24 protein-coding genes are annotated in these 24,603 nt (G+C 62.8%); 12 read left to right on the forward strand and 12 right to left on the reverse strand.

What is annotated here, in order from left to right:
- Nucleotides 1-8: 8 nt before the first annotated feature.
- Together RhoBH5_RS08095 and RhoBH5_RS08100 are read left to right on the forward strand one after the other, a co-directional pair.
- Nucleotides 9-593, forward strand: a complete 585-nt coding sequence (locus tag RhoBH5_RS08095) for a TetR/AcrR family transcriptional regulator (protein WP_136470778.1) — start codon at nucleotides 9-11, stop codon at nucleotides 591-593.
- Between the two features lie 57 nt (nucleotides 594-650).
- On the forward strand, nucleotides 651-1,271 hold the full coding sequence (locus RhoBH5_RS08100; protein ID WP_051720802.1) for a GNAT family N-acetyltransferase: 621 nt from the start codon (nucleotides 651-653) through the stop codon (nucleotides 1,269-1,271).
- Here the strand turns inward: RhoBH5_RS08100 and RhoBH5_RS08105 are convergent.
- Nucleotides 1,229-1,819 carry a TetR/AcrR family transcriptional regulator gene (locus tag RhoBH5_RS08105; protein ID WP_270008141.1) on the reverse strand — a complete coding sequence of 197 codons (591 nt, stop codon included), beginning with the start codon at nucleotides 1,817-1,819 and terminating at the stop codon, nucleotides 1,229-1,231. The two genes, RhoBH5_RS08100 and RhoBH5_RS08105, sit on opposite strands and share 43 nt — an antisense overlap.
- Nucleotides 1,820-1,932: 113 nt before the next feature.
- Here RhoBH5_RS08105 and RhoBH5_RS08110 point away from each other — a divergent pair, with 113 nt between their 5' ends.
- From RhoBH5_RS08110 to RhoBH5_RS08120, 3 genes are all read left to right on the forward strand, one after another.
- Nucleotides 1,933-3,171, forward strand: a complete 1,239-nt coding sequence (locus tag RhoBH5_RS08110; RefSeq protein WP_003940229.1) for an MFS transporter — start codon at nucleotides 1,933-1,935, stop codon at nucleotides 3,169-3,171.
- A gap of 134 nt (nucleotides 3,172-3,305) precedes the next feature.
- Nucleotides 3,306-3,752, forward strand: a complete 447-nt coding sequence (locus tag RhoBH5_RS08115; protein ID WP_021332236.1) for a hypothetical protein — start codon at nucleotides 3,306-3,308, stop codon at nucleotides 3,750-3,752.
- Between the two features lie 156 nt (nucleotides 3,753-3,908).
- The gene (locus RhoBH5_RS08120) at nucleotides 3,909-4,277 is read left to right on the forward strand and encodes a VOC family protein (RefSeq protein ID WP_003939994.1); all 369 of its coding nucleotides are present in this window, start codon (nucleotides 3,909-3,911) and stop codon (nucleotides 4,275-4,277) included.
- Nucleotides 4,278-4,281: 4 nt separating this feature from the next.
- Here the strand turns inward: RhoBH5_RS08120 and RhoBH5_RS08125 are convergent, their stop codons facing one another.
- The gene (locus RhoBH5_RS08125; RefSeq protein ID WP_031330882.1) at nucleotides 4,282-5,628 is read right to left on the reverse strand and encodes a cryptochrome/photolyase family protein; all 1,347 of its coding nucleotides are present in this window, start codon (nucleotides 5,626-5,628) and stop codon (nucleotides 4,282-4,284) included.
- 10 nt (nucleotides 5,629-5,638) lie between these two features.
- The gene (locus tag RhoBH5_RS08130) at nucleotides 5,639-6,226 is read right to left on the reverse strand and encodes a TetR/AcrR family transcriptional regulator (RefSeq protein ID WP_047270920.1); all 588 of its coding nucleotides are present in this window, start codon (nucleotides 6,224-6,226) and stop codon (nucleotides 5,639-5,641) included.
- Between the two features lie 76 nt (nucleotides 6,227-6,302).
- Here RhoBH5_RS08130 and RhoBH5_RS08135 point away from each other — a divergent pair, with 76 nt between their 5' ends.
- Entirely contained in the window at nucleotides 6,303-6,680 is a 378-nt protein-coding gene (locus tag RhoBH5_RS08135; protein ID WP_270008142.1) for a DUF952 domain-containing protein, read from the forward strand.
- Here RhoBH5_RS08135 and RhoBH5_RS08140 read toward each other — a convergent pair.
- Nucleotides 6,677-7,672 (reverse strand): ABC transporter permease, encoded by a 996-nt coding sequence (locus RhoBH5_RS08140; RefSeq protein ID WP_270008143.1) that lies wholly within the window; start codon nucleotides 7,670-7,672, stop codon nucleotides 6,677-6,679. The genes RhoBH5_RS08135 and RhoBH5_RS08140 overlap by 4 nt on opposite strands.
- Before the next feature lie 89 nt (nucleotides 7,673-7,761).
- On the opposite strand from RhoBH5_RS08140, the gene RhoBH5_RS08145 reads away from it, so the two are divergent.
- The 3 genes from RhoBH5_RS08145 to RhoBH5_RS08155 are packed head-to-tail and all read left to right on the forward strand — an operon-like array spanning nucleotide 7,762 to nucleotide 10,422.
- Nucleotides 7,762-8,337 carry a TetR/AcrR family transcriptional regulator gene (locus RhoBH5_RS08145; RefSeq protein WP_029256004.1) on the forward strand — a complete coding sequence of 192 codons (576 nt, stop codon included), beginning with the start codon at nucleotides 7,762-7,764 and terminating at the stop codon, nucleotides 8,335-8,337.
- Between the two features lie 40 nt (nucleotides 8,338-8,377).
- Nucleotides 8,378-9,082, forward strand: a complete 705-nt coding sequence (locus tag RhoBH5_RS08150) for a response regulator transcription factor (RefSeq protein ID WP_003939853.1) — start codon at nucleotides 8,378-8,380, stop codon at nucleotides 9,080-9,082.
- Entirely contained in the window at nucleotides 9,079-10,422 is a 1,344-nt protein-coding gene (locus tag RhoBH5_RS08155) for a sensor histidine kinase (RefSeq protein ID WP_003939972.1), read from the forward strand. The genes RhoBH5_RS08150 and RhoBH5_RS08155 overlap by 4 nt, the downstream gene beginning before the upstream one ends.
- A gap of 5 nt (nucleotides 10,423-10,427) precedes the next feature.
- Here the strand turns inward: RhoBH5_RS08155 and RhoBH5_RS08160 are convergent, their stop codons facing one another.
- Nucleotides 10,428-12,704: a bifunctional SulP family inorganic anion transporter/carbonic anhydrase gene (locus RhoBH5_RS08160; protein WP_270008144.1), complete on the reverse strand. Its 2,277-nt coding sequence runs from the start codon at nucleotides 12,702-12,704 to the stop codon at nucleotides 10,428-10,430.
- A 324-nt stretch (nucleotides 12,705-13,028) separates the two neighbouring features.
- Between RhoBH5_RS08160 and mgrA the strand changes: the two genes are divergently transcribed.
- The gene (gene mgrA / locus RhoBH5_RS08165) at nucleotides 13,029-14,060 is read left to right on the forward strand and encodes an L-glyceraldehyde 3-phosphate reductase (RefSeq protein WP_270008145.1); all 1,032 of its coding nucleotides are present in this window, start codon (nucleotides 13,029-13,031) and stop codon (nucleotides 14,058-14,060) included.
- A gap of 13 nt (nucleotides 14,061-14,073) precedes the next feature.
- Here mgrA and ppk2 read toward each other — a convergent pair whose 3' ends face one another.
- Nucleotides 14,074-15,039 (reverse strand): polyphosphate kinase 2, encoded by a 966-nt coding sequence (gene ppk2 / locus RhoBH5_RS08170; RefSeq protein WP_003940295.1) that lies wholly within the window; start codon nucleotides 15,037-15,039, stop codon nucleotides 14,074-14,076.
- Between the two features lie 210 nt (nucleotides 15,040-15,249).
- Between ppk2 and RhoBH5_RS08175 the strand changes: the two genes are divergently transcribed.
- The gene (locus RhoBH5_RS08175; protein WP_007733454.1) at nucleotides 15,250-17,667 is read left to right on the forward strand and encodes a lysylphosphatidylglycerol synthase transmembrane domain-containing protein; all 2,418 of its coding nucleotides are present in this window, start codon (nucleotides 15,250-15,252) and stop codon (nucleotides 17,665-17,667) included.
- A gap of 9 nt (nucleotides 17,668-17,676) precedes the next feature.
- Here RhoBH5_RS08175 and RhoBH5_RS08180 read toward each other — a convergent pair whose 3' ends face one another.
- The 4 genes from RhoBH5_RS08180 to RhoBH5_RS08195 form a co-directional block, all read right to left on the reverse strand.
- The gene (locus tag RhoBH5_RS08180) at nucleotides 17,677-17,967 is read right to left on the reverse strand and encodes a hypothetical protein (RefSeq protein WP_042451185.1); all 291 of its coding nucleotides are present in this window, start codon (nucleotides 17,965-17,967) and stop codon (nucleotides 17,677-17,679) included.
- An 11-nt stretch (nucleotides 17,968-17,978) separates the two neighbouring features.
- Nucleotides 17,979-18,428, reverse strand: coding sequence for a flavin reductase family protein (locus tag RhoBH5_RS08185; protein ID WP_007733458.1), 450 nt, complete (start codon nucleotides 18,426-18,428; stop codon nucleotides 17,979-17,981).
- Nucleotides 18,429-18,477: 49 nt separating this feature from the next.
- Complete coding sequence (locus RhoBH5_RS08190) at nucleotides 18,478-19,644, reverse strand: LLM class flavin-dependent oxidoreductase (protein ID WP_007733459.1); 1,167 nt, start codon at nucleotides 19,642-19,644, stop codon at nucleotides 18,478-18,480.
- 94 nt (nucleotides 19,645-19,738) lie between these two features.
- Entirely contained in the window at nucleotides 19,739-20,509 is a 771-nt protein-coding gene (locus RhoBH5_RS08195) for a helix-turn-helix transcriptional regulator (RefSeq protein ID WP_270008146.1), read from the reverse strand.
- A 124-nt stretch (nucleotides 20,510-20,633) separates the two neighbouring features.
- Here RhoBH5_RS08195 and RhoBH5_RS08200 point away from each other — a divergent pair, with 124 nt between their 5' ends.
- Nucleotides 20,634-21,845: a low temperature requirement protein A gene (locus RhoBH5_RS08200; protein ID WP_030535378.1), complete on the forward strand. Its 1,212-nt coding sequence runs from the start codon at nucleotides 20,634-20,636 to the stop codon at nucleotides 21,843-21,845.
- A gap of 10 nt (nucleotides 21,846-21,855) precedes the next feature.
- Here the strand turns inward: RhoBH5_RS08200 and RhoBH5_RS08205 are convergent, their stop codons facing one another.
- The gene (locus tag RhoBH5_RS08205) at nucleotides 21,856-23,094 is read right to left on the reverse strand and encodes a helix-turn-helix domain-containing protein (RefSeq protein ID WP_270008147.1); all 1,239 of its coding nucleotides are present in this window, start codon (nucleotides 23,092-23,094) and stop codon (nucleotides 21,856-21,858) included.
- Nucleotides 23,095-23,200: 106 nt separating this feature from the next.
- Complete coding sequence (lpdA, locus tag RhoBH5_RS08210; protein ID WP_151098121.1) at nucleotides 23,201-24,598, reverse strand: dihydrolipoyl dehydrogenase; 1,398 nt, start codon at nucleotides 24,596-24,598, stop codon at nucleotides 23,201-23,203.
- Nucleotides 24,599-24,603: the final 5 nt, after the last annotated feature.

Here is a 24,603-nt window from a genome sequence, read left to right on the forward strand (position 1 = left end):
AGGCTTTGATGGGCAGATCACAAGAATTCGACACAACAGCCGTGGTCGCTGCCGCTTTGGACGTTTTCTGGGCACGCGGATACGAAGGTGCCTCACTCGGCGACCTCGAATCCGCGACGGGGCTGAGTCGGTCAAGTCTCTACAACTCGTTCACCAACAAGCGCGGATTGTTCGACGCCGCCGTGCAGATGTACCTCGACCATGTCATCCGGCCACGTCTGCGCAGCCTCACGACAAATCCCGGGGCAGACGCAGTCGACGACTACCTTTCCTCGCTTGCGCACGCGATCGGCACCATGACCGCCGACTCGCCTCGGCGCGGTTGCCTACTTCTCAATACGGCTGCCGGACTCGGCGCGCACGACGATGCGGCGGCCGCAGTGATCCGCGCGTACCGCCGAGAACTCGCCGACGCGATCAACAGTGGATTACACGCCGCGTTTCCAACCGAGACAGACGCCACGCTCTCAGATCGCACTCGAATCCTTCTCTCCTGCACGGTAAGTGCATTGGTACTCGCACGAGTTGACACCGAAGAGGCCATCGCAACTCTGGAATCTGCGCGCCGACTGAACGCAGAGTGGCAGGGATAATGACCGGAGAGCTCACGCCATTGCCCGCCATCAGGCGGGTAGGCGATGATGCTTCACGTGCCCAAGTTGACCACGCCCGCTATCGCCGCTGGATATCTCCGGGGAATGGACCAACCCTCGATCCACGTCGGGACTTTCGCGATTCTCCGACCCTGGACCCGCGACGACGCACCGGCCGTCATGGAAGCCTTTCGCGATCCGTCGATTCAGCGTTGGCACATCCGCCGCGCCGACTCGATCGACGAAGCACTGGGTTGGCTCACCCAGTGGAGAGACGGGTGGGCAAGCGAATCCGAATGCCATTGGGCGATCGCCGCTCCCGAGACAAATGAACTCCTCGGCCGAATCGCAGCAAAGGGGGTGAATTTGTGGGACGGCACTGCCGAGCTCGCGTATTGGGTGACCCCAGCGGCGCGCGGCCGCGGACTGTGCACCCAGTCTGTAACCGCACTGTCCGAGTGGGCATTCCGCGAAGCGGGGTTTCATCGACTGGAACTCGAGCACTCGATCCACAACCCACGATCGTGCCGAGTCGCCACCAAAGCAGGGTTCAGCGAAGAAGGTGTTCGACGAAGCTCCGCCAGGCACGCCGACGGCTGGCACGACATGCACGTCCACGCCCGACTACGTAGCGATCAGCCTTCGGCAACGACTCGCGCCGCGAGGGCAAGCGTCTGATCCACCAATTCCGCAACTCGCTGCGGCACAACCGGTTCGAGGTCGAACAGAATTCGGTAGATGATCGGCGCCACTACATGGTCGACCACCGAATCACCATCCACGCCGGCAGCTTCCGGCCAACGCGCGAGGATCACGTCGATCTGCGTCCGACAGAAGAAGGCACACTTGAACTTCTTCGTACCGTCCGGTGCATGCGTCTGATCGTCGCTCATCAACACGTCACGCAACGAAGCACGACCGACAGGCGCAGACATCTCCTCGAGGTACTCCTGCGCCCAAATCGTCAGATCCCCTCGGAGCGAGCCCGTTTCACGCGGGTCGGCGTCCGGGCGCAATCTCTCGATCGAGACGTCGGCAAAGACTTCGTTGATGTCACCCCACCGCCGATAGATGGTCGACGGGGTCACTCCCGCATCGGTCGCGATCATCGGCACCGTGATCTCTGCCCGATCACGCTGTTCCAACAACTTGCGCGCCGACACATGCACGGCCTGTTGGATGCGCGCACTACGGCCACCGGGGCGCGGACCTGCGGACGGACTCATAAATCCAATACTAACGCAAAGATGTTGCATTAGGCTACGGCCAGGCGTAGCGTCCCAAACGCAAAGTATTTGCGTTTGAAGTCTTCACCACCCGCACGGGAAGCGCTACGACAATGACAACGACCGTTTCACCTCAGACCGAGAGCACTTCACGCCCACGCCTTGGGCGAGGCGTCGCTTTCACACTCATCGCCGTCATCATCGCTACGTTCCTGGGCGCATCCGCGACCCCGACACCGTTGTACGAGCACTATCAACAGTTGTGGGGATTCTCCTCGCTGGCGTCGACGCTCGTGTTCGGCATCTACGCTCTCGCATTGCTCGCCACGCTCCTGACCGCCGGATCCCTGTCCGATCACATCGGCAGGCGCCCGGTCCTGCTCGGAGCACTCGCGCTCGAGGCAGTCTCGCTCGCGCTGTTCGCCTCGGCCGACGGGTTGACCATCCTGCTCATCGCCCGGGTCGTACAGGGTGTTGCCACCGGCGCTGCAATCAGTGCTCTGGGTTCGGCATTGATCGACCTCGAACGCACTCCGGGCCGAGGATCGATCATCAACAGCGTCGCTCCGACGATGGGGCTTGCAGTCGGAGCAGTGGGTTCGAGCCTCATCAGCGAGCACCTGCCCCGGCCCACCAGCACTGTCTACCTGGTCCTTCTCGTGCTTGTCATTCTCGAGATCTTCGGAGTATGGGCCGCTCCCGAGACTTCGGGCGGACGCCCCGGAGCCTGGCAGTCCCTGCGCCCCACACTGGCCGTTCCTCGTCAGGCGCGCACGATGATTGCCCTGACCGCACCGTGCCTGATCGCGGTCTGGGCGCTGGGAGGTTTCTACCTCTCACTCGGACCTGCATTGGCGCGCAACGCACTTGACGTTCACAGCTCCCTCATCGGTGCCATCATGGTTGCAACACTGACAGGATTCGGAGCGGCAGCAGTACTCACCTTCCGCAAACTCGGCGGCCGGACCGTGATGCTGATCGGAACCACCGCCTTGGTGCTCGGGGTGGCCGTCACACTCATCGGTGCTGAAACATCCTCTGCCGTATTGATTCTGGTCGGTACGGCTGTTGCAGGTATCGGCTTCGGAGCAGGATTCCAAGGAACTATCCTCACCGTCATGCCGCTGGCCGAGAACCACGAACGCGCGGGTTTGTTGTCCACCGTCTACGTCATCGCATATCTGGCCAACAGTCTTCCCGCCTTGCTGGCCGGCTACCTGGTCGGCAAGGTCGGATTGGTGGATACGACGCGTGGCTACGGAGCACTCGTCATGGTGCTCGCGGCGGCCGCACTGATCGGACTGCTGGTCACCGGCGAGCGAAAGGTCGAAGCCGTCTCGGTGTCGGAGTAGGTGTCCCCCGATCGGTGGACACACCGTTCCGCCTGCACAGGGTCCGGGGAGTGGACATACGACATCGATCTGCTCCGACATAGTTGTCTTCGAGAGAGCCAACCGAACGCTCACCCGGACAAAGGACACCGTCGATGACGAACCCACGCTACGTAGTTGCCGCAATCACAGCTCTGGCCGCCGGCGCCCTCACGTTGGGATTGAGCGGAATCGCCAGTGCCGGAACCCTTCCCACAACCGGCAACAGCATCACGATGACGATCAGCAACGACACCGAACAGACAATTCATCTCGAAGGCGCCGACAACCCCTACGGACAGTGGATGCAGAGCCCACGCCAGTCGCTCGCGCCCCACGAGACCGAAATCGTCACGGCGTACAACCAGGACCCGCGCGGCCTGACGGTCGACGTCGTCTATTCCACTCCCGGCGGCGGACAAGCCGTCTTCATGGCCAACGACTATCCGCAGTTCGACACCGACGGAACCCGCACCACCGACCCTGATCACTACTTCATCTCGAGCTACATCGACGGCTACTACCCGAACCTGAGCGTCGGGTACCACCTCAGTGCGGTGTGACTGCAGCAGTCGTCATAAGTAATCCATCTGCCTCTCAGACGCACTTGTTCTTGGACATTCGTCCGGCGCGCGGGGATTGTTGAACGCAGCCCCGCACGACCAGGCACACGCCCCGTTGCCGGTGGCCCGAACATCAACGGGAGAGGGAAAACCACAGTGCGACTACCCAACCAGTTTCTGATCTACGTCAGCGATGCCGCCTCCGCAGCAGCGTTCTACGGCGAATTGTTCGACGCGAAGCCTGAGGTCCTCAGCCCTCGGTACATGACCTTCGACCTCGGCGGCGGTGTGGTCCTTGCACTGTGGAGCGGCAAGTCCCGCGACCTCGATCCCGCGACACCGCGCAATTTCGAAGTCGGCATCTTGGTCGACGGCGGGAGCAACGAAATTCGGGCGATCCACGACGAGTGGGTGGCCAAGGGAGTCGAGGTCGTCGAAGAACCCAACGAAGATGTCTTCGGTCTGACGTTCGTCATTTCAGATCTGGACGGAAACCGCGTCCGCGTAGCGCCCGCAGATCACTGAGCACTCAGCCTTTGATCTCGCCGTACCGGCGCAAGGCTTCCTCACGCTCGTGCGCGTGATCGACGATCGGGTCCGGGTAGTCGACTGGGCGCATCGCCTTCAACGAGTGGACGGCCTTCCCGGGAACATCGCGAAGTTCGGGGACCCACCGACGGACGTATGTGCCGTCGGGATCGAACTTCTCCCCTTGCGTGATCGGGTTGAAGACGCGGAAGAAAGGCGAAGCATCCGTACCCGACCCGGCAGTCCACTGCCACCCGTGCTGATTGGAGGCCAAGTCACCGTCCACCAGTTGCGACATGAAGTACCGTGCGCCGCGCCACCACGGAATGTGCAGGTCCTTCACCAGGAATGACGCGACGATCATTCGGACCCGATTGTGCATCCAGTTCTCGGCGGCGAGTTGCCGCATGCCGGCATCCACGATCGGGAAGCCGGTCTTGCCTTCACACCAGGCCGTGAAGGCGGCGTCTGCGTCGACTCCCTCGTCGTGACGTAAACGGTCGAACTTGTCGTCGTAGTTCTTCCGCGCGCTGTCGGGGCGCTGAAACAGGATGTCTGCGTAGAAGTCTCGCCAAGCAAGCTGGCGACGGTACGCCTGAGCGCCGTCTCCGAGTCGCTTGGAGAGATCTGCCAACATGGTTCTCGGATGAATCGTGCCGTACTTGAGCGGGATCGACATCCGACTCGTGGTGTCGAGGTCGGGGCGATTTCGTTCGTCATCGTACCGGTCAAGATCGTTCTCGCAGTATTCTTTCCACTGTTCGAGCGCACCGGTCTCACCGACGACATCGCTGACGGTGCCGGACGGCGCGGGGATACTCACCCGGCGCGGGCCACCGTCCTTCTCGCTCGGATCGAACCAACGGACCGTCCCCGCATCGGTCGACGCGGGGCCCCGCCAACCATGTTCCATCCACTGACGGAAGTACGGCGTGAACACCTTGTACGGATCACCGTCCGCCTTGGTGACGCGTCCGGGCGCCACGGCATATGGTGACCCGGTGGCGATCAACTCCACCTTCTCGGCCACGGCCGCGTCGCGCCGTCGGCCGTAGGGCCCGTAGTCGGCACTGATGTGAACTTCTTCGGCGCCAACGGATTCCGCCACGCGGGGCACCACGTCTGCCGGATCACCTCGAACAACCATCAATCGTCCGTCGAGCTGGTTGTCGAGTGCCGACAAGTTGGCGAACAGTTGATTCTGGCGGGGTGAGCCTGCCGGTCCGAGCAACTTCTCGTCGAGGACGAACAAACCCAACGTCTGTCCGCCGGCATCCGCCGCTGCAGTCAGAGTCGGAAGATCACCGACCCTCAGATCGCGTCGAAACCAGATCACAGAGTTACTCACCCAGTCGAGCCTACCGATCAGATCTCAGAACGCATCCCACCGCGCGGGCCGCCAGTTGCGCCGCTCTTTCGGCTGTCGGTTCGGAGGTGAGCCCGAGCAGTCGCCGCCGGTGCTCCTCCCCGAGCAGCAAGGTGTACAACTGATCCGCGCACAGCGCAGCCTTCTGGCCGTGCTGATCGATCAATATCTTCTCCAGAAAGGCAATCGACTTGGCCGGGCCGGATTCGTAGAACGCTGCGGCCAATTCAGGGAACTGCACTGCCTCGCCGATCATCATGCGGTGCAGCGCAATCGAGTTGTCGCTGTGCAGGGCGATGACGATGTCCACTGCAGCGGCGAGCAGGTCGGACTGGCCCTCGCCGGCATTGTCGACGTACGCGTGCTGACGCGCAACCGCAGCTGCAAAGACCGCAGACTTGTCGCCGAAGTAGCTGTACACGGTGCGCTTGGCGACGCCGGCCACCGTGGCAATGCCCTCGATGGTAGTTCGGGCGAACCCGACATCTCGAAACGAGTCGACAGCGACGTCGAGAATCTCGTTGCGTCGTTCGGCGCGCTCGGCGTCACTGGTTCTCCCACGTCTGCGCGGTTGCTCCATCAAGTCCCCTGTTACCCTGCCGGTGAATTAATGCTACGTTGACGTTTCATTAATTCGAATACTACAGGAGCACTGCATGACCGGACAACGACTCGTCCAAGTCGCCATCGCCGACGACTGGGAGGCATGCAAGCGTTTCGGTGAGTACGAGGTCTCGACGCGCGGAATCAGTTACGACGAGGCAGGATTCATTCGCGCAACGAACCCGGACGCACTCGCTTCGGTGCTCGATCTGGTGTTCGGCGACCTCACATTGCCACTGGTCGTCGCCGTCATCGATCAGGACGCCCTGACCTCCGCAGCCATCGACGTCGAATGGGAGGCGGGAAAGCCCCGAATCCTCCGACCTCTACCGATGGACGAGGACACCGTGGTCGCCGAACTGGCCGTGGAACGCGTTGACGGGGTCTGGCCGATTCCCGACCTGACCCCGTACGCAAGCTGCGCCGGCTAGACCAGCGCAGCCTCCGGTTCGATAACCGGCGCCGACGCCTTCTTCCGGCCGGCAGCCACGCACAGCGCGATCCCGACGGCAATCCAGCACACCAGCACCAGAAGTGGCGTGGTGGCGCCATGGCCGTCGAAGAACGCCATCGAACGGACGGATGCTCCTGCGGCGCCAGGTGGGAGCAGCTGCCCCAATGCGCCCCAGCCTGCGGGCAACCACGCGGCAGTTGTCGCCATCCCCGATAGTGGGTTTCCGATGAACATCATCGTGACGGCGCCCAACGCGAACCCCTTCATCCCGAGCAGGGATTCGAGCCCCAAAATGGGAAGCGAGACGGCCGACATGCCCATGGTGAGTGCGAGCGCGGTGAGCAGGTAGTTTCCGTCAAGACTGTTGGTGCCGAACTGCAGAATGGCAGTCAGTGCAAAACCCGCGACCACCGCGACGCCGGCAGCGCCCAACACTCGCTTGACGATGCTGCGCGGAAACAGTTGCACGAGAACAACAGCGGGCATGATTCCGCCGAACACCAAGGGCAAGGCCAATGCCGTGAGCCCAGCACCGGTCGGGTCGTCCGCAGTCAGCGGCACAACGTCTTCGACGGGCACCTTTGCCCCCGAGGCCTCCGGGAGGCCGTTGGCCACCCCGGTCAGGGTCTGGGCGATCGGGGTTCCGCCTGCAGTCGCGATCAACACGTGAGGACCGTTGGCATCAACGGCGATTCCGCCGACCACGTCGCGATTCCGAATCGCGTCACGCAGGGCGTCGGCGTCGGCGAATTCTCGAGTATCGAAGGCGCCTTGCTTACTCGCCTCGAGCGAGGTGCTGATCTGTTCGGTTGCCGCAGCTGGACCGGTGATGCCCAACTTCAGTTCGTGCGGGCCACTGTTGACCGAGGGCAGTACGAAGGCAAGCAGCATCAGCCCGATCACGGCGGACAAGCCCAACACCACAGCCACCAACTTCTTGCGGTCCTGTGCTTCAACTTCGGCGTTCATAACTACCCTCCCCAAGTGGAAGTTTTTCCTCCACTATTTGTGGAAGATATTCCTCCGGTTATGATGAACTGTCAATACCGGAGGTGGATGTGCGAGCCGATGCACGTGAACGCAGAAACGCAATAGTCGACGCCGCACGAGCGGTGTTCACTGAGCGCGGGCACGACGCGCCGCTCGATGCAGTCGCAGAACTCGCGAAAGTGGGCATCGCCACGCTGTATCGGAACTTTCCGACGCGCGAGGACCTCGTGACCGCCGTCGCCGTCGCAACACTGACCGATGTCCGCGAGGCTGCCGACATCGCACTCACGGCAATGTCCACCGATCCCACAAACGCGTGGCACACGCTGGTGGACCGCCTCGTGGAACTGCGCCTGGGTGCGCTCATTCCTGCACTGGTGGAACGCAGTTTCACCGAGCTGGCGCCCGAAGTTCTGGCGGTGCGTGAGGTGACGAAAACGAAGATGACCGCGACGATCGGCGCCGCTCAGAGCGCCGGACTGGTTCGCGCCGATCTGCAACCGCTCGAATTCGTCATGGCTCTGGCCAAACTGACGCGCCCGCAAATCGAGTTGTCCGACGAAGCCATGCCGAACCTGGTCCCGCGGTTGGTCGCGGTGTTCATGGCCGGTCTGCGTCCGGACGGTACCGACTTGCCGGTCTGATCGGCGAAACCCGACGTACCAGGCAAGGCACAATGGGGCTGTGACCGAGATACCGAAAATCCTCGTAGTCGACGACGACGCAGACGTCCTGACCTCACTCGAACGCGGATTGCGGCTCTCGGGATTCACCGTACTGACGGCGGTGGACGGCGCCGACGCGCTCCGAGTGATCTCCGACAAGCGACCGGACGCGGTAGTCCTCGACATCAACATGCCGGTGCTCGACGGCACCGGTGTGGTGACGGCGCTTCGTGCCGCCGGCAACGAAATCCCGATCTGCGTGCTCAGTGCGCGCAACTCGGTCGACGATCGCATCGCCGGGCTCGAATCCGGTGCAGACGACTACATGGTCAAACCGTTTGTTCTTGCCGAACTGGTTGCCCGGATCCGCGCAATGCTCCGTCGCAGCAACACTCCGGCCGGCGATCACTCCGAGGGTACGAATACCCTGCGGGTCGGAAACCTCGACATCGATCTCTCCGGTCGCCGGGTTCGTGTCGACGGCAAGGAAGTACCGCTCACCAAACGCGAATTCGAGCTACTCGAAGTGCTCGCACACAATTCCGGCATCGTGCTCACTCGCGAACGTCTCCTCGAACTGGTGTGGGGCTACGACTTCGTCGCCGACACGAACGTCGTGGACGTCTTCATCGGCTATCTGCGTCGAAAGTTCGAATCCGGTGGTTCACCTCGTCTGCTGCATACGGTTCGCGGCGTCGGGTTTGTGCTTCGGGAGAACCCGTGAAGCGTCGCCGCTTCTCACTACGAACTCGCGTTGCCGCGGCCGCGGCACTGGGGGCGACGTTCATCGTCATCGCACTCGGTGTGGTCGTTGCACTGGCTATCGCACGAAACAATTTGGCGCAGTTGGACCGTCGATTGGAGACGGCATCGACGGTCATCGTGGCCAATGCGGCTACAGCGGGACCTTTTCTCGGCGCGTTCGGAGACGGCGGCGCCTTTTCCGTGACCATCCGCTCCGACACCGACGGAACCGTCAAATCCAGTACCCCGACGCGACTGCCCGAACTACCGGTCGGCTCGGCGACCGTCGACGTGGACGGTACGAAGTACCGGGCATATACCGCCGAGGCCGACGGGATCAATGCCCTTGTCTCGCTGGCGGTTCCCTATGCCGAAGCGCGAGACATCACAGTCGACCAACAGCGACAGGTTGCGTTCTTCGGCGTCGGGGCCGTAGCGGCCGCAGCTGCGTTGGGATGGTTGTTCGGTGGCCCGGCGGTGCGCCCCCTCGTGGAGTTGACCCGCCGGATCGCCAGGCGCGATCCCGATCTCGCCACCGAGGTTTCCGGAATCCGTGAAGCGGACGAGCTTGCCGCAGCAGCAGAATCGATGCTCAGCGACGTCGCTCGAGCGCAAGCCGCAACCAACTCCGCCCTTGCCGCCGCCCGAGATTTTGCGTCCGCCTCGGCTCACGAACTCCGAACTCCGTTGACAGCAATGCGAACCGACATCGAAGTGTTGTCCATTCACGACCTCGATCACGAACAAAGACGCGAGATCCTCACAGATCTGGCCCGCGCGCAGGGCCGCGTCGAGTCAACTCTGAGAGACCTCGAGCGCCTGGCGAAGGGTGAACTCTCGACGGCCGAGGATTTCAAGGACACCGATTTGACCGAGGTCTGCGACATCGCTGCCGACGACGCACGCCGACATCATCCTGGGCTCGACGTCGGCGTCGTCACGGTGGATTCCCCACTCCCCTATTGCATCCGGGCCCTTCCCGGCGGAATCCGGTTGATCCTCGACAACGCGATCACCAATGCAGTCCGCCACGGCGGCGCGAGCGCGGTGCGCATCACCCTCGCTCGCCCGGCAGATTCACCGGACACCGTCACGATCACGATCGACGACAACGGTTGCGGAATACCGGCCGAGGAACGCTCGAGCGTGTTCGAGCGCTTCACTCGCGGATCGACGGCAGGCAAGACAGGCTCCGGTTTGGGCCTGGCGCTGGTGGCGCAGCAGGCGGCCCTGCACGGCGGACGGACGACATTTCACGACAGTCCACTCGGCGGGGCTCGCCTGCTGGTCGAACTCAGGGATCAGCCCGGACCCGAATAGCCCCTTCAGGTCTCGATCAACTGGCCGATCCCTGACGCTGTCACTTCGATGACCCGAGCCGAGCCGATGTCGAAGAACAGTCCGGCGATACGCAGGCGACCATCCACACGGGCCTGACCGACGAGAGGATGGCGTTCGAGAGTCTGCAATTGGACTGCGACATTGACCATTCCGAGCTGATCGACCTCCGAGAAACCTGCCTCGGCCGCAGCACGCGCGACCGGATGGCCACTCGTATAGGCCTGCAAGCTCGTCTCCGCATGCCGCAGCCATTCCCCGACGACTCCCGATTCCGACGAACCGTTCGTCAGGAGTGCTTGCATCGCGCCGCAGCCCGAATGTCCGCACACGACCACCGAGCTGACACCCAACTCGTCGATCCCGAAGGCCAGTGCCGCTTCCACCGACGTATCGCGGCCGCCGGCAGGAACCAGGTTTCCGACATTGCGCACGGTGAACAGGTCGCCGGGGCCACTGCTCGTGATGATGTTCGGCACCACTCGCGAATCTGCGCAGGTAAGGAAAAGAGAGTCGGGGTTCTGCCCGTCGCGCAACTGATCCATGTGCGGCCGTATCGCTTCGGCGCGATGGCGATGATAGTTGGACACCCCGTCGAGAATGGGCCGCAAGGCCGGCGGGCTGCTCAGATTCCTCCCCGAAGCCTGTGGTTGCCAACTGCCCCACGGCGCGAGCAAGCCGCGCAGGTCGGTGACTGCGGCGCCGCGCTTCGGCGGACCGGTGGTCGCGCTCTCCATACTCACCGAGCCGACTTCGTCGATGACCACCGAACCACCTGCCAACTCGTACTGCCTCGCCCACTCTTCGATGACGTCGAAGACGGCATGGTCGAGGAAGTCGACAGACAGCTCGACGGTGACGTCCGACCGCGGTGGGAGTCCGGCGAGCACCGACGTCAGCTTGGGCAGCACCAGGAAGGTGCACGAGCCTTCGACCAGGACGCGCCACTTCCCGGAATCGTTGTCGCCCAACTCTTCTGCGGTGACAGTTGCGCGGATGACACGCCACACCAGGAGGGCGATGGCCAGCGCCAACCCGATCAGGACGCCCTCGATCAGATTCAAGAACACGACGCCGACCACCGTGATGCCGTACACCCACAGATCACCGGTCCGTCGCGCCAACCGAATGTGCGCCAGCTTGACCAGTTGAATACCGATGACAATCAACAGTCCGGCCAGTGCAGACTTCGGAATCTGCTGGACCAACCCGGCGAGCGCAGCCGAGAACAGCAGAATCCACAGGCCGTGCATGATCGACGACGCGCGGGACTTCGCCCCGGCCTCGACATTGGTCGCACTGCGCACGATCACCCCGGTGACCGGAAGGCCGCCGATGGCCCCGGACACCATGTTCGCGGTGCCCTGGCCGAGCATCTCGCGATCGAAGTTCGACCGCGGGCCCGAGTGCATCTTGTCCACGGCCACGGCCGAGAGCAGACTCTCCACACTGGCGATCAGGGCGATGGTCAGGATGCCGGTTGCGACGCCGAGCCACTGGCCGTCGGGCAGAGCGGGGAGTCCGATCGAGTCCAGCAAAGATCCGTCGAGAGCAATACGCTCGACGTCGATCGGCAGCGCCAGCGAAGCGAGAGTTGCCAATACGATGCCCACCAACGCCGCCGGAACCTTGCGGACACCGGCAGGGAGATAGCGCCACCCGAGAAGGGTGGCGATGACGACGAGTCCGATCATCAGGTCCTCGACATGCAAGGCACCGATCTGTGCGGGCAACTGCCGTAGATTGTCCAGCGCCGAGCTGGCCGAGCTTCCACCCAACAACACGTGAACCTGTTGTAGCGCAATGGTGATGCCGATACCGGCGAGCATCGCATGCACCACCACTGGAGCAATAGCCAGCGCCGCACGGGCAATTCGGCTGAGCCCGAACACGATCTGCAGAATTCCGGCGCCGACGGTGATCAGGCAGGTGACTTTCCACCCGAACTTGCCGATCAGTTCGGCGACCACCACGGTCAGGCCGGCTGCGGGACCACTGACTTGCAGCGGTGAACCTCCCACAGCTCCGGCCACCACTCCGCCGACGATTGCGGCGATCAGACCTGCCATGATCGGCGCCCCGGAGGCGATCGCAATTCCCAATGACAGGGGAAGCGCCACCAGGAATACGACCAGCGACGCCGGCACGTCGTATCTGATCAGTTGCTCGAGATATCGCCGGCTTCCACCACCCGGCGGAGACGAATCCCCCACGACGCTCTCGTCTGCGGATGATTGTGCGTGCACTACGGACTGCGTCGACATAGATCTCCTCGCCGGACCCCGGATCCGGCTGCTGGGCAACATGTTCGAAGCGAATCGGCGATCGGTATCGCCGATCGACTGTGACCATGGTAACCGCGATTCCTTACCGTTCCCTTAGATGCGAGCCCAGACGTGGTCGACGTCACCGCCGCCCGGCACTGTGACTCGAACCTGAACATCGGTCCAAAAGATCGATCGAATTGCTTTAAACCGCAAGCATTTTGACTGACACACCTCCAGCGGCCGGCACACCTGAGCGCCGTCGGCGATAATGGTCGGGAGTGAACGCTCAACCGCAAACACAACGATGTGAAGGCAGGCACCATGTCCGATCAGTACGTCGCCGCGCAGGACCGCTACGAAGCCATGCCGTACCGCCGAACCGGTCGGAGCGGTCTCAAACTCCCGGCCATCTCGCTGGGCCTCTGGCACAACTTCGGCGACGACGTACCGATCGAGAACCAGCGCGCAGTTCTGCGGCGGGCATTCGATCTCGGAATCACCCACTTCGATCTTGCGAACAACTACGGTCCCCCGTACGGAAGCGCCGAGACGAACTTCGGCAGGATCCTGCGTGAGGATTTCTCTTCGTACCGCGAGGAATTGGTCATCTCGTCCAAAGCCGGCTGGGACATGTGGCCCGGCCCCTACGGATTCGGTGGTTCCCGCAAGTATTTGCTGTCGTCCCTCGATCAGTCGCTCGGACGACTCGGCGTCGACTATGTCGACATCTTCTACAGCCATCGCCCTGACGCCGAAACTCCGATCGACGAGACCGCAGGCGCCCTGATCAGCGCTGTCCAGCAGGGCAAGGCCCTGTACGCGGGTATCAGTTCGTACTCGCCGGAGCGCACCCGTGAAATCGCCGCACTGCTCGCCGCTGCGGGGGTTCCGCTCTTGATCCACCAGCCGAGCTATTCGATGCTGAACCGCTGGATAGAGCAGGACCTGCTGTCGGCTGTCGACGGACTCGGCGTCGGCGTCATCGCGTTCTCACCACTCGCTCAAGGCATGCTCACCGATCGCTATCTGAACGGCGTCCCCGAGGATTCCCGTGCAGCTCAAGGTAAGTCACTGGATCCGTCGTGGTTGACCGACGACGCTCTCACCCACATCCGCGCGCTCAACGACATCGCGGCAGACCGCGGCCAGTCGCTGGCTCAGCTGGCACTGAGCTGGGCACTCCGCGATTCGCGGGTCACCTCGGTACTGATCGGTGCGTCCAGTGTCGCCCAACTCGAAGCCAACGTCGGCGCGCTCGACAATCTCGAATTCAGCGCAGCCGAACTGGCCTCCATAGATCAGCACGCCAAGGACAGCGGCATCAATCTGTGGGCAGAGGCCAGTTCGATCTGAGCGATCACCTGCGCTAGAGCTGAGGCAACTCCACGTTCACGTGCTCGCCCTCTTCGAATACGGCCGACGCCGGCCCGACGATCAAGGGATCCGGAGTACCGACAGCCCGGTGATCCTTGTTGGGATAGTCGAAGCTGGCGAGCACGTGACGCATCGCCTCGAGGCGAGCGCGCTTCTTGTCGTTGCTCTTGATCACCGTCCAGGGCGCATCCCCGGTATCGGTGTAGAAGAACATGGCTTCCTTGGCCTGGGTGTAGTCGTCCCACTTGTCGAGCGAAGCCAGATCGGTCGGTGAGAGCTTCCACTGACGCACCGGGTCCGTTCGGCGGGCCGCGAACCGCGCCAACTGCTCTTCGCGGCTGACCGAGAACCACAGCTTGTGCAGATGAATCCCGGAGTTGACGAGCATCCGCTCGAAGTCCGGGGTCTCTCTCATGAACTCGAGATACTGCGTCGGCGTGCAGTAACCCATCACTCGTTCGACGCCGGCGCGGTTGTACCAGGACCGGTCCATCATCACTATCTCGCCGCCGCTGGGTAGGTGTGCGACATAGCGTTGGAAATACCACTGCGTCCGCTCGATGTCGGTGGGCTTCTCGAGCGCGACCACGCGGGCTCCACGGGGATTGAGATGCTCGGTGAATCTCTTGATCGACCCGCCCTTACCGGCAGCATCGCGACCTTCGAAGATGATGAGCACCTTCTGACCGGTTTCCTTGACCCACAACTGCAGCTTGAGCAGCTCGATCTGCAGACGCCGCTTCTTCCGCTCGTACTCGCGGCGCGACATCTTCTTCTCGTAGGGGTAACCCTGCTTCCAGGCATCCGCGAACTCCGAAGGCTCCAGCACGCCGAGCTTGTGCTTGAGACTCGACAGCTCGTCGATCTCGGCCGCGTAATCCTCGGTGACGGAAATTCTGGTCGACGGGGTCGGCAGGTCAGGAACCCGACCGTCCACACCGCTGGCGTCGGGGCTCATGAATACGCACTCCCTGTCGTCGAAATGAACGAACGTCCGGAAAGTGAATTTTACGCGCCGAAGCCCGCTCCCGCGGGTCCGAAGAGAATGTTGCTTGGCATCGAGGAGGTAACGACAGGTCCGGCTTCCCAGTCGCCGAACCCTCACGCGGTACCTTGATCGAGGTAACTGAGACGGTCGGTAACCCCGAGAGAAGAGAGTTCTGGCGAGATGCGAGTAGACGGACGGGAGATCCCGGTAACGGGAAGCCTCCTGCCACCACTGCACCGCCGTACGAGCGACATCATGCGGGTTGCGATCGCTGCTGTGCTGCTCGGCGGCGTGATCGCGGGATCTCTGATCACTCGAAGTCAGTGGGACGCCCTCGAAACGTCGGTGTCCAACATCGTCGGTGTTCTCTCGCCGAGCCTGTCCGACACTGTGTACCTGCTCTACGGCATCGCAATTCTGGCGCTACCGTTCGCCATCCTGATCGGCCTGATCGTCGGGCGCCGGTGGAAGTTGCTGGCCGGATACGCCGCCGCCGGCCTGTGCGCCGGTGTCGCGCTGTCCTTCACCGGAACAGGCCTGGCGGCACCGAAATGGCACCTCGACGTGCCGGACCGACTCGATGCCACCTTCCTGTCTCAATTCCTCGACGATCCGCGATGGATCGCGATGCTCGCGGCGGTGCTCACCGTCTCGGGCCCGTGGCTTCCGAAGAAGTGGCGACGAGCCTGGTGGACGCTGCTTCTGCTCTTCGCTCCCATCCATCTGATCGTCAGCTCGATCGTTCCCGCACGATCGATGCTGGGTCTCGCCGTCGGTTACCTGATCGGCGCGGTGATCGTTCTCGCCGTCGGCACCCCTGCCCTCGAAGTGCCGTTGGACTCGGCAGTACGCGTACTCGCGCGGCGCGGTTACCGCGTCACCGCGTTCCGCGTCGTGAGTCCCTCGGGAATCGGGCCTCTTGTCATGTCCGCAGCCATCGATCAAGCACCGGACGACGAACCTTTCGACGAACTCGTCGTCGAGTTGTACGGACAGAACCAGCGAAGCAGCGGAGCAATTCGACAGACGTTCCGTTGGATCTCGTTCCGGAACCGTGAAACTCCGCCGCCCTACGGATCACTTCGTCGCGCCGTCGAACACCGAGCGCTCATGGGTATCGCTTTCGCCGACATCGGTCTGGCCAGTTCCAAGGCCGTCGCAATCTCGGTACTCGATCGCGGGTGGGAGATGTACGCGCGCCCGAGTCCTCGTGGCATCCCCCTTGCCGTCGCCGTCGAGAACCAGGCGGGCGAGGAAGAATCCACCAAACTGATCGACGCGCTGTGGCAAACACTGCATACCGCTCACGTGCACCAGATGGCGCACGGCGACCTGCGCGCTTCCGAAATTCGTGTCGAAGGCGGAACCATCCTCTTCGGCGGGTACGCGTACTCCGAATTCGGCGCCACCGAAGTTCAGATGCAGTCCGACAACGCACAACTTCTCTTCGCCACCGCATCATTGTTCGGGGTCGATGCAGCGGTGGACGCCGCGATTCGAGCGCAAGGCGCAGACACGATTCTCGCCGCCTCCGGCCGATTGACCACCGCTGCATTGCCCAACCGAATTCGGCGGACGGTCACGGATTCCGCGAAACTGATGACCGAGATCCGAGACGAGGTCGGTGCCAAGAACGGGATCGAAAAGGTCGCTCCCGCACAGGTCACCCGATTCAGTCGCAACCAGCTGATCCAGCTCGTTCTGCTCATCGGTCTGGTCTACGTCGCCTATCCCTTCATCAGCCAGGTCCCCGCGTTCATCACCGAGCTGAAGACGGCCAACTGGTGGTGGGCACTGCTCGGCCTCGGCGTCTCCGCACTGACGTACGTCGGCGCGGCTGCGGCCCTGTGGGCCTGTGCGTCGTCGATGGTCAGTTACCGCAACCTCTTGATCATGCAGGTGGCCAACACCTTCGCGGCGACGACAACTCCGGCCGGAGTCGGCGGGCTCGCGCTGAGCGTGCGGTTCCTGCAGAAGGGCGGGCTCGGTACCGTCCGCGCAACGGCCGCAGTCGCGCTGCAACAGACGGTCCAGGTGGTCACCCACGTCGGCTTGCTGATCTTCTTCTCGATCGTCGCCGGACGTGATACGAACCTCTCGCACTTCATCCCGGGATCCACTGTTCTGTACCTGGCGGGCGGCGTCGCGCTCGGAGTTCTCGGTGCATTCATGTTCATCCCGAAACTCCGTGGGTGGCTGCGCGACGATCTGCGTCCTCAGATCACTGAGGTGTTGGGTGAACTGAGCCAACTCGCGCGAAATCCCACGCGCTTCCTCATCATCGTGGGCGGCAGCGCCGCAACAACTCTCGGTGCCGCCCTGGCTCTGTGGGCGAGCGTCGAAGCATTCGGCGGCGGAACGACGTTCATCACCGTCACCATCGTGACGATGATCGGTGGGACGCTCGCCTCGGCGGCTCCGACACCGGGTGGCGTCGGAGCCGTCGAGGCCGCCCTCATCGGTGGTCTGTCCGCATTCGGACTGCCGGCAAGTATCGCGGTCCCGTCGGTCCTGCTCTACCGAGTGCTGACCTGCTGGCTCCCGGTGTTCTGCGGTTGGCCGACACTGCGGTGGCTGCAGAAGAACGACATGGTCTGAGCCGTTCCGCTACTTTTGGCGAACGACGTGAGCCTGCAGTGCTTCGCCGTCCTCGTCCACCCAGCCTTTGCTCTGGGCGTAGTCGACCATCGCGGCAACACCTTCGACGTCCGTGGTGCTCTCGCGAACGCGGGCTACCGAGATGAATGCACTACCACCGCTGACGTATCCGTAATCCTGAAGGCGCAAGAGTTCGTCCAGTTCGGCTTCGGAGATGTCGGCACTCACCTCGACGTGAAAGGCCTTCAGGTTGTCCACATCGTGGATGCTGACGCGGCCGTCGTCCACCAGTACATACATGGCTCTCCTTCCTAGAGCACTGACGTCGGTGCGTGCGTACCGAATACACGCCGGTGGTAGGTCAGTGGATTCGACTCGCGGTGCTCGACCTCGTCCACCGATCCTGTCACGATCTTGTGATCACCACCGTCCACGACGGCATCAACGGTGCACGCGATCCAGATGGATACGTCCGGCAGTCTCGGAACACCGAGATGCTCCGCCCACTCGACACCGTCGAACTTCGCACGGCCCTTCCTCGCAAAGGCAACCGCCAGTGAGCTTTGCGCGGTCCCGAGGACATTGATCGCGAACCTCCGCGTTCCTTCGATGAGGCCGAGAACTTCCGACTGTCGATCCAGAGCCACCGCGGTCATCGGCGGGTCCATCGACAACGACATGAATGCGCTGACCGTCGTGCCGTGCGGCCGGTCGCCGTCCATTGCCGTGACGACGGCGACCGGTGAGCACACGTGCGCCATGGCTTCTCGAAAACGCAACGCCCGGTTGCCCTGTGGGACATTCACGATGTCAGCCCTTGTCTGCCAACTCTTGTGCGTACTTCTTCGTCATGTGGTCGACGGCGTCGAGTTGCGCCTTTGCATGCCCTTCCCTGACAGCGCGCGCGTGAGCTGCCGCGTCGAGCGTCGCCTGCGCCTGCCCTTGGAAGTGCGGAAAGACCTCCTGCGCGAACAACTCTGCCGAACGTCGGGTGTCCTGCGGGTTCGCCCAATCGTGACCCATCTGCAGCATGCAGCCGAAACCACCGGACTGGTCCCACAGCCGTTGTACCTGACGTCTGGCCTGCTCCGGTGTGCCGATGACACCGATCCCGGCCTCGTTGATGAAGTCGATCATCTCGCTCAGACGCGCACCGGAGACCGCCATCTGAGGGAAGGCCGCGACGTGCTGGAAATAGTCGAACCACTCCTCGATGCCGTACTCGACCTGCTTGCGTGCTTCCGCCTCGGTTTCGGCGATGTGGAAAGGTCCGGCAAGAGACCACTGCCGACGATCCACCGTCGTCCCGTTGACCTCAGCGCGTTCCTCCATCACATTCCAGTGGTGCGCCAAGGCGTCGAAACCGTCGGCGGACAAGGTTGCTCCGATGGAGAGCAGACCGAGACCGTGCGTACCGGCCAGGCGAGGTCCTGTCGGGGAGGCCACTGCGGCCACGGTGATTTCGATGCCGTTCTCCGAGTACGGAGCGAGCTGCAGCTTGGCGTCGTACAGCTCGTGGGTTCGTGTCTTCGCGGAAACCGTCTCGCCACGAAGAAGGCGCACGACGATGTCGAGGTTCTCCTGCAACAACTCTCGGGTGTCCGTCGGGTTCAGACCGATCATCGCCGAGTCGGTGGGCAACGAACCGGGCCCGACTCCGAAGATGGTGCGCCCCTGAGTCAGGTGATCCAACTGCATGATTCGATCCGCTGCCCACAGCGGGTTGTGATACGACAACGACGTGACACCCGTGCCGAAACGAATCCGAGGTGCGCGCTGCGAGGCTGCAGCGATCATGATTTCCGGCGACGCGATGATCTCGCTTCCGGCAGAGTGATGCTCACCGAACCACGCCTCGTCGTAGCCCAACCGGTCGAGGTACTCGACCAGTTCGAGATCACGCTGCAGTGCGGCGGTGGGATTGCGTCCGGGGACGTGGAACGGTGCCATGAAATACCCGAAACGAAGCCTACTCATGAGTTCTCCTAGTGCTGTGGGCCAACTCCTGGCCGTGCACCGAAAACGCTATCCGTGCCGTGACCGCGGTCACAGTGCACGAAAGTGGACAATCTCAAGCGCGTTGATCGGCAAGTTTCTGCGCGTAGACCAACTTCACGAACTCGGCACGGTTGCGAACGCGCAGAAGAGCAAGGATGCGGCTTACATACTTCTTCACCGTGTCCGGACTCAGCGACAGGATCACCGCGATCTCGTCGTTGGTATGGCCGTCCGCCAACAACTCCGCGAGATCGATCTGCCGGGGCGTCAGCTTCTCTCGCCATCCCGGCTCGCGTTGCCCGGGCAGCGTCTGACACAACAGCGACAATTGCTTGCCCAGAATGCCCAAGCCCACGATGTCGCGCCCCGACAGATCCTTGCCTTCTGAATCGAAAATCCCCACCAGACCGTGACCGCCGTGGGCCAACTGGAGATGCATCACCGACGCGCTGTGAAGGCGTTTGCGATAGAGGAAATCTCGCAGGTACGTCGCCGACTGTGAAGGGACGTCGGCCAACTGAGTGTGCGTGATGGCGGGAGATGCCAACAGCGTTGCCCGCGATTGCGCCGTCGCAAAAACGTCGTCGAGGTACCAGTGCGCTTGGTACTCGTCGAGGATCGGCGTGATCCGCCCGGTCGTCACCGGATCCGGGTCGGCGAAAGCCGTCGTGAAGGTCGGGCCGGCAAGGAAGGTGGTGTTGGGACAGCGGTAGTGATCATGGAGCGCGACCATGAGGAGATCCTTGAGCTGATCGAGCGTTCTCGCGGCCGAGCAGTAGTCGAAGACAGCGAAGACACGGTCGTAGTCCGCAGCGGACAGAGCGACGTCACCGCTACCGTGCACGTCTACCACCTCACCCGAACTATGATCCAGATCACTCATCGGACAGCATATGCATTACTTCGAGAGAACGGACAACTTCGCCGCCTACCAGCACTGTTGATGCCGATAGCCGATACTGAGCTGTATGTCGGAACTCGGAAATGAACCAGACTCGAAGCAGAAGGCGGTGCTCGAGCGACACGCGTCATGGATCGAATTGTTCTTCGACCTCGTCGTGGTTGCCGGTATCGGTCAGCTGGCTCACCTGCTCCACGGTTCGCCGTCGTGGTCGGATGTCGCGCTCTACGCGTTGCTCTATCTCGCGTTCTGGACCGCGTGGGCGACGTTCACGATGTACGGCAACGTTGCTGGTGACCGTGTCCGGATCCCGAGCATGCTGATCGCCATGTTCGGACTGGCCGTCATGATGGCGGCCGTGGCCGGCATCCACGACAACCATGCGCTGGCCTTCGCTGTCGCCTACGTGGCCGTACGTCTGCTGGCGAGTCGGGTGTGGCACAACGGCCAGATAGTCGTGGACTGGCCGATCGCCCAGATGTCTCTCGGTGTGATCCCGTGGATCGTCTCGTTCTGGTTCGAGGGCGAAACTCGGTTCTGGCTCTGGACCGCCGGTGTGACCATCGACCTGCTGATCATGTTCGTCGTCTCCGGCAGCGCGATCATGGAAGACGCGCAGGAAAAGCTCGACCGCATCATCAAGGTTCGGGGGTTCAAGGACGACCGGATGCCCGAACTCGAAGCCCTGCACTCCGATCGGGCTCACCTTGCCGAGCGCTTGGGCCTGTACGTCATCATCGTGCTGGGCGAGGGTGTGATCCTCGTGATTTCTGCGGCCTCGAAGCTCACCTGGGACTCGACGGTGGTCAGCCTCGCAGTCGGATCGTTTGTCCTGCTCTCGGGCATGTGGGCACTCTCGCTTCTCTACGGCCACGCCGGTGTTCCGCACCTGCAGCCCGAGAAGTTTCCCGCTCGCATCGACATGGCGCTGCACTGTTTCACCACCGGCGCTATCGCGGTTCTGGTCGCGGGGCTCGGAGCGGCAACCGAACACGGTGCGGAGCACACGCCCGCGAACCTGCGGTGGTTGTTGTGCGGAAGCATCGCAGTCTATTTCGGAATCAGCCTGGTGGCAGGGCTGTTCGCGCGATCGGACCGACGGTGGCTGCTCGGCTGGGCGCTCCCGTGCACCGCCGTCCCCATCGTCATGGGCATCGTCGGCACGCACATGAGCGCCACGTGGATCATCTGGGTTCTGGTGGCCACCGTGACCTGGCAGAACGGCTACGAGTACGCGCAGGTGCGGCGTTCGCGCCGCTCTGCTGTGCGCCTTTATTAACCCCCCGCGGTTAATAAAGGCGCACAGCAGGGGCGGTTTTTACCCTCACCGCCGGGTCGAAGCGATAGGGCTGAGCCAACAGGATTCCGGCCAATCGCTTACGCAACCTCGACATCTCGGCCCGGACGGTCACCGTCTTGCGCGGATCGCCGAACAACTGTGAGGCGAGCTGCGAGGCCGTGAGGCCCTCGGGCGCCTGTGTCAGAGCCACGAGGATCTGCGAATGGCGCGGGCTGAGGTCGATGCTCCAGCTCCCCATTGCCGAGGAGTACCGCAATTCCATCGCATTCGGATCTTGCACATCCAATTCGACTTCGGCACAAACCGTTCCGGACGCCGGATCCATCTGTGGGCGGACGAGCCAACCACCCGGAAGCGGCTCGCACACACATAGTCCGAGCGACGGGAGCCAATGCTCGCCGCTGCTCATCACTTTCGGCAGTGCGATTCTGTAGATCGGCGCCATCGAGTCCACCGCCGCGACCCAGCCACTGCGGTCCACGACCACAGTCGGCTGACTCGCGCGAGCCAGCGTCGATGCCGAGATCATCCGGAGCTGATCCAATCCGATTCGATGCTTCTCCCGCAGTGCGGATTCCGCCAGCCTGGCCACACTGTCCACCAGAGCGAGAGTCGACGGGTGGACCGTGTCTGCTGCGCCGGCGACGTTCACGACGGCGATGGCCCGGCGACTACGCGGATCTCGAACCGTCGCCCCGGAGCAGGTCCACGGATGCTGCGAGCGCGAGTAGTGCTCGGCCGAGAACACCTGCACTGCCGAACCTGATGCCAAGGAAGTGCCGATCCCGTTGGTACCAACAGCTTCCTCGGTCCACGACGCACCCTCGATCATCCCGAGCCGTTCGGCCCGATCCAACATTCGACTGGACCCGTGTCGCCAGAGGATACGTCCGTAGCGGTCCGCCACCACGATCAGATTCGCGTCGTCCGGGCCGACGAGTGGTGCCAGACCGTGCACCGCCTCGTCGAAGATCTCCGCCATGCCGGCTGCGCGTCTGCCTTCTTCGATCTCGGATTCGCGGCCCGTCTCGGTGATCGAGCACCGGTCCGGATCGAGTCCGAGCGCACGCAAACGCGACCACGAATTCGCGATGACGGAGCGCGGACGCGCAGGCGGCTTGCGTCCCGACATCGTTGCTTCGTACACGGATTCGAGAACACGTGCGTACTGCGCCGGGTCTTCACCACTGGCCAGGGCCGGTTCGAGTCGATTCGTTTCGCCGATCACACTCCAGTCCTATGTGACGGGGTCATCGAAAGCGAGCGTTGCACCCGGTTGCAGAGTTGTTCGCGTGCGTGAACGAAAGGACGGCGTTCACGCACGCGAACGGTGCTCACGCGTTGAGGGGTCTCCCCAGCGCCGAGAGCACAGACTCGTGCATTGCCTCCGAGAGCGTCGGATGAGCAAACACGACCTCGGCGAGATCCTCGCCGGTGGCTTCGAGGGATCGAGCGATACCGAAACCCTGAATCTGCTCGGTCACATCCGGACCGACCATGTGCGCGCCGAGAAGTTCCCCGGTATCGGCGTCGAAGATCGTCTTGACGAAGCCTTCGGCCTCGCCGATCGCCAGTGCCTTGCCGTTCGCCTGCAGGTCGAAGTGTCCGACCCGCAGCGCGCGACCAGTACCGGCGCACTGCTTCTCCGTCAGACCCAGGCTCGCCACCTGTGGGCGGGCATACGTGCACCCCGGAACGTAGTCGCGATCGAGCGGATGAACGTCGGGCACGCCTGCCAACTTTTCGACGCACAGGACAGCTTCGTGGCTTGCCTTGTGCGCCAGACATGGAGCGCCCGCGACGTCACCGATCGCATAGATCCCGAAAGCGCTGGTACGGCACCACTGGTCGGTGACGATCGCACCGCGCTCGATCTCGACGCCCAGAGCCTCCAACCCCAGATCCTCGACGTTGCCGGTGATTCCGGCCGCCACCAACACCCGGTCCACGGTCAACGACTCGACACCGTCGCTCGTCTGCACATTCACCTGGACGGCGTCGTCGCCGACGGTCACCGCCGACACCGAGGCTCCGGTGTGAATCGTGATGCCACGCTTCTCGAACTGCTTGCGAACGAAGGCCGAGATCTCTTCGTCCTCGACCGGCATGATGTGTGGTGCCATCTCGACGATGGTCACCTCGGTTCCGAGATCGCGGTACAGGCTGGCGAATTCGACTCCGATCGCGCCGGACCCGATCACGAGCAGCGACTTCGGCAGTTCCTTCGGGACGAGCGCGTCGAAGTAGGTCCATACCCGATCACCGTCGGGGGCAACGCCGGGAATCGAACGCGGCCGGGCACCGGTTGCAATGATCACGTGGTCGGCTCGATACGTCTGTCCTCCCACGGATACGACGCCTTTGTCCACCAACTTCGCGGCGCCTGAGATGGCGTCGACGCCGTTCTTCTTCATCAGATAGGCAACACCGCCGGACAACCTCTCCGAAACCCCTCGGCTGAACGACACCAACTTCGAGATGTCGAACTGGACAGACGCCGAACTGAATCCGTATGTGTCGAGTTCACTCAAGGTATGCGCGACGTCCGCGCCGTGCAGCATCGCCTTGGTGGGGATACAACCCCAGTTGAGGCAGATACCTCCGAGGCGATCACGTTCTACCAGCGCGACGCTCAACCCCAACTGGGCAGCCCGGATCGCCGCCACGTAACCACCGGGGCCGCCACCGATGACAAGAACGTCGTACTTATGCGACGTATTGTTTTCCACCACAGCCC

This window comes from Rhodococcus sp. BH5 (assembly GCF_027583855.1).
GTDB lineage: Bacteria > Actinomycetota > Actinomycetes > Mycobacteriales > Mycobacteriaceae > Rhodococcus_F > Rhodococcus_F qingshengii.

What these genes read in the sequence shown, in the direction of transcription:
- RhoBH5_RS08095 (WP_136470778.1), top strand. Translation starts at nt 9, where the DNA reads ATGGGCAGATCACAAGAATTCGACACAACAGCCGTGGTCGCTGCCGCT.
- RhoBH5_RS08105 (WP_270008141.1), bottom strand. Translation starts at nt 1,819, where the DNA reads ATGAGTCCGTCCGCAGGTCCGCGCCCCGGTGGCCGTAGTGCGCGCATC.
- RhoBH5_RS08110 (WP_003940229.1), top strand. Translation starts at nt 1,933, where the DNA reads ATGACAACGACCGTTTCACCTCAGACCGAGAGCACTTCACGCCCACGC.
- RhoBH5_RS08115 (WP_021332236.1), top strand. Translation starts at nt 3,306, where the DNA reads ATGACGAACCCACGCTACGTAGTTGCCGCAATCACAGCTCTGGCCGCC.
- RhoBH5_RS08130 (WP_047270920.1), bottom strand. Translation starts at nt 6,226, where the DNA reads ATGGAGCAACCGCGCAGACGTGGGAGAACCAGTGACGCCGAGCGCGCC.
- RhoBH5_RS08135 (WP_270008142.1), top strand. Translation starts at nt 6,303, where the DNA reads ATGACCGGACAACGACTCGTCCAAGTCGCCATCGCCGACGACTGGGAG.
- RhoBH5_RS08140 (WP_270008143.1), bottom strand. Translation starts at nt 7,672, where the DNA reads ATGAACGCCGAAGTTGAAGCACAGGACCGCAAGAAGTTGGTGGCTGTG.
- RhoBH5_RS08160 (WP_270008144.1), bottom strand. Translation starts at nt 12,704, where the DNA reads ATGTCGACGCAGTCCGTAGTGCACGCACAATCATCCGCAGACGAGAGC.
- mgrA (WP_270008145.1), top strand. Translation starts at nt 13,029, where the DNA reads ATGTCCGATCAGTACGTCGCCGCGCAGGACCGCTACGAAGCCATGCCG.
- ppk2 (WP_003940295.1), bottom strand. Translation starts at nt 15,039, where the DNA reads ATGAGCCCCGACGCCAGCGGTGTGGACGGTCGGGTTCCTGACCTGCCG.
- RhoBH5_RS08175 (WP_007733454.1), top strand. Translation starts at nt 15,250, where the DNA reads ATGCGAGTAGACGGACGGGAGATCCCGGTAACGGGAAGCCTCCTGCCA.
- RhoBH5_RS08180 (WP_042451185.1), bottom strand. Translation starts at nt 17,967, where the DNA reads ATGTATGTACTGGTGGACGACGGCCGCGTCAGCATCCACGATGTGGAC.
- RhoBH5_RS08185 (WP_007733458.1), bottom strand. Translation starts at nt 18,428, where the DNA reads ATGGCGCACGTGTGCTCACCGGTCGCCGTCGTCACGGCAATGGACGGC.
- RhoBH5_RS08190 (WP_007733459.1), bottom strand. Translation starts at nt 19,644, where the DNA reads ATGAGTAGGCTTCGTTTCGGGTATTTCATGGCACCGTTCCACGTCCCC.
- RhoBH5_RS08200 (WP_030535378.1), top strand. Translation starts at nt 20,634, where the DNA reads ATGTCGGAACTCGGAAATGAACCAGACTCGAAGCAGAAGGCGGTGCTC.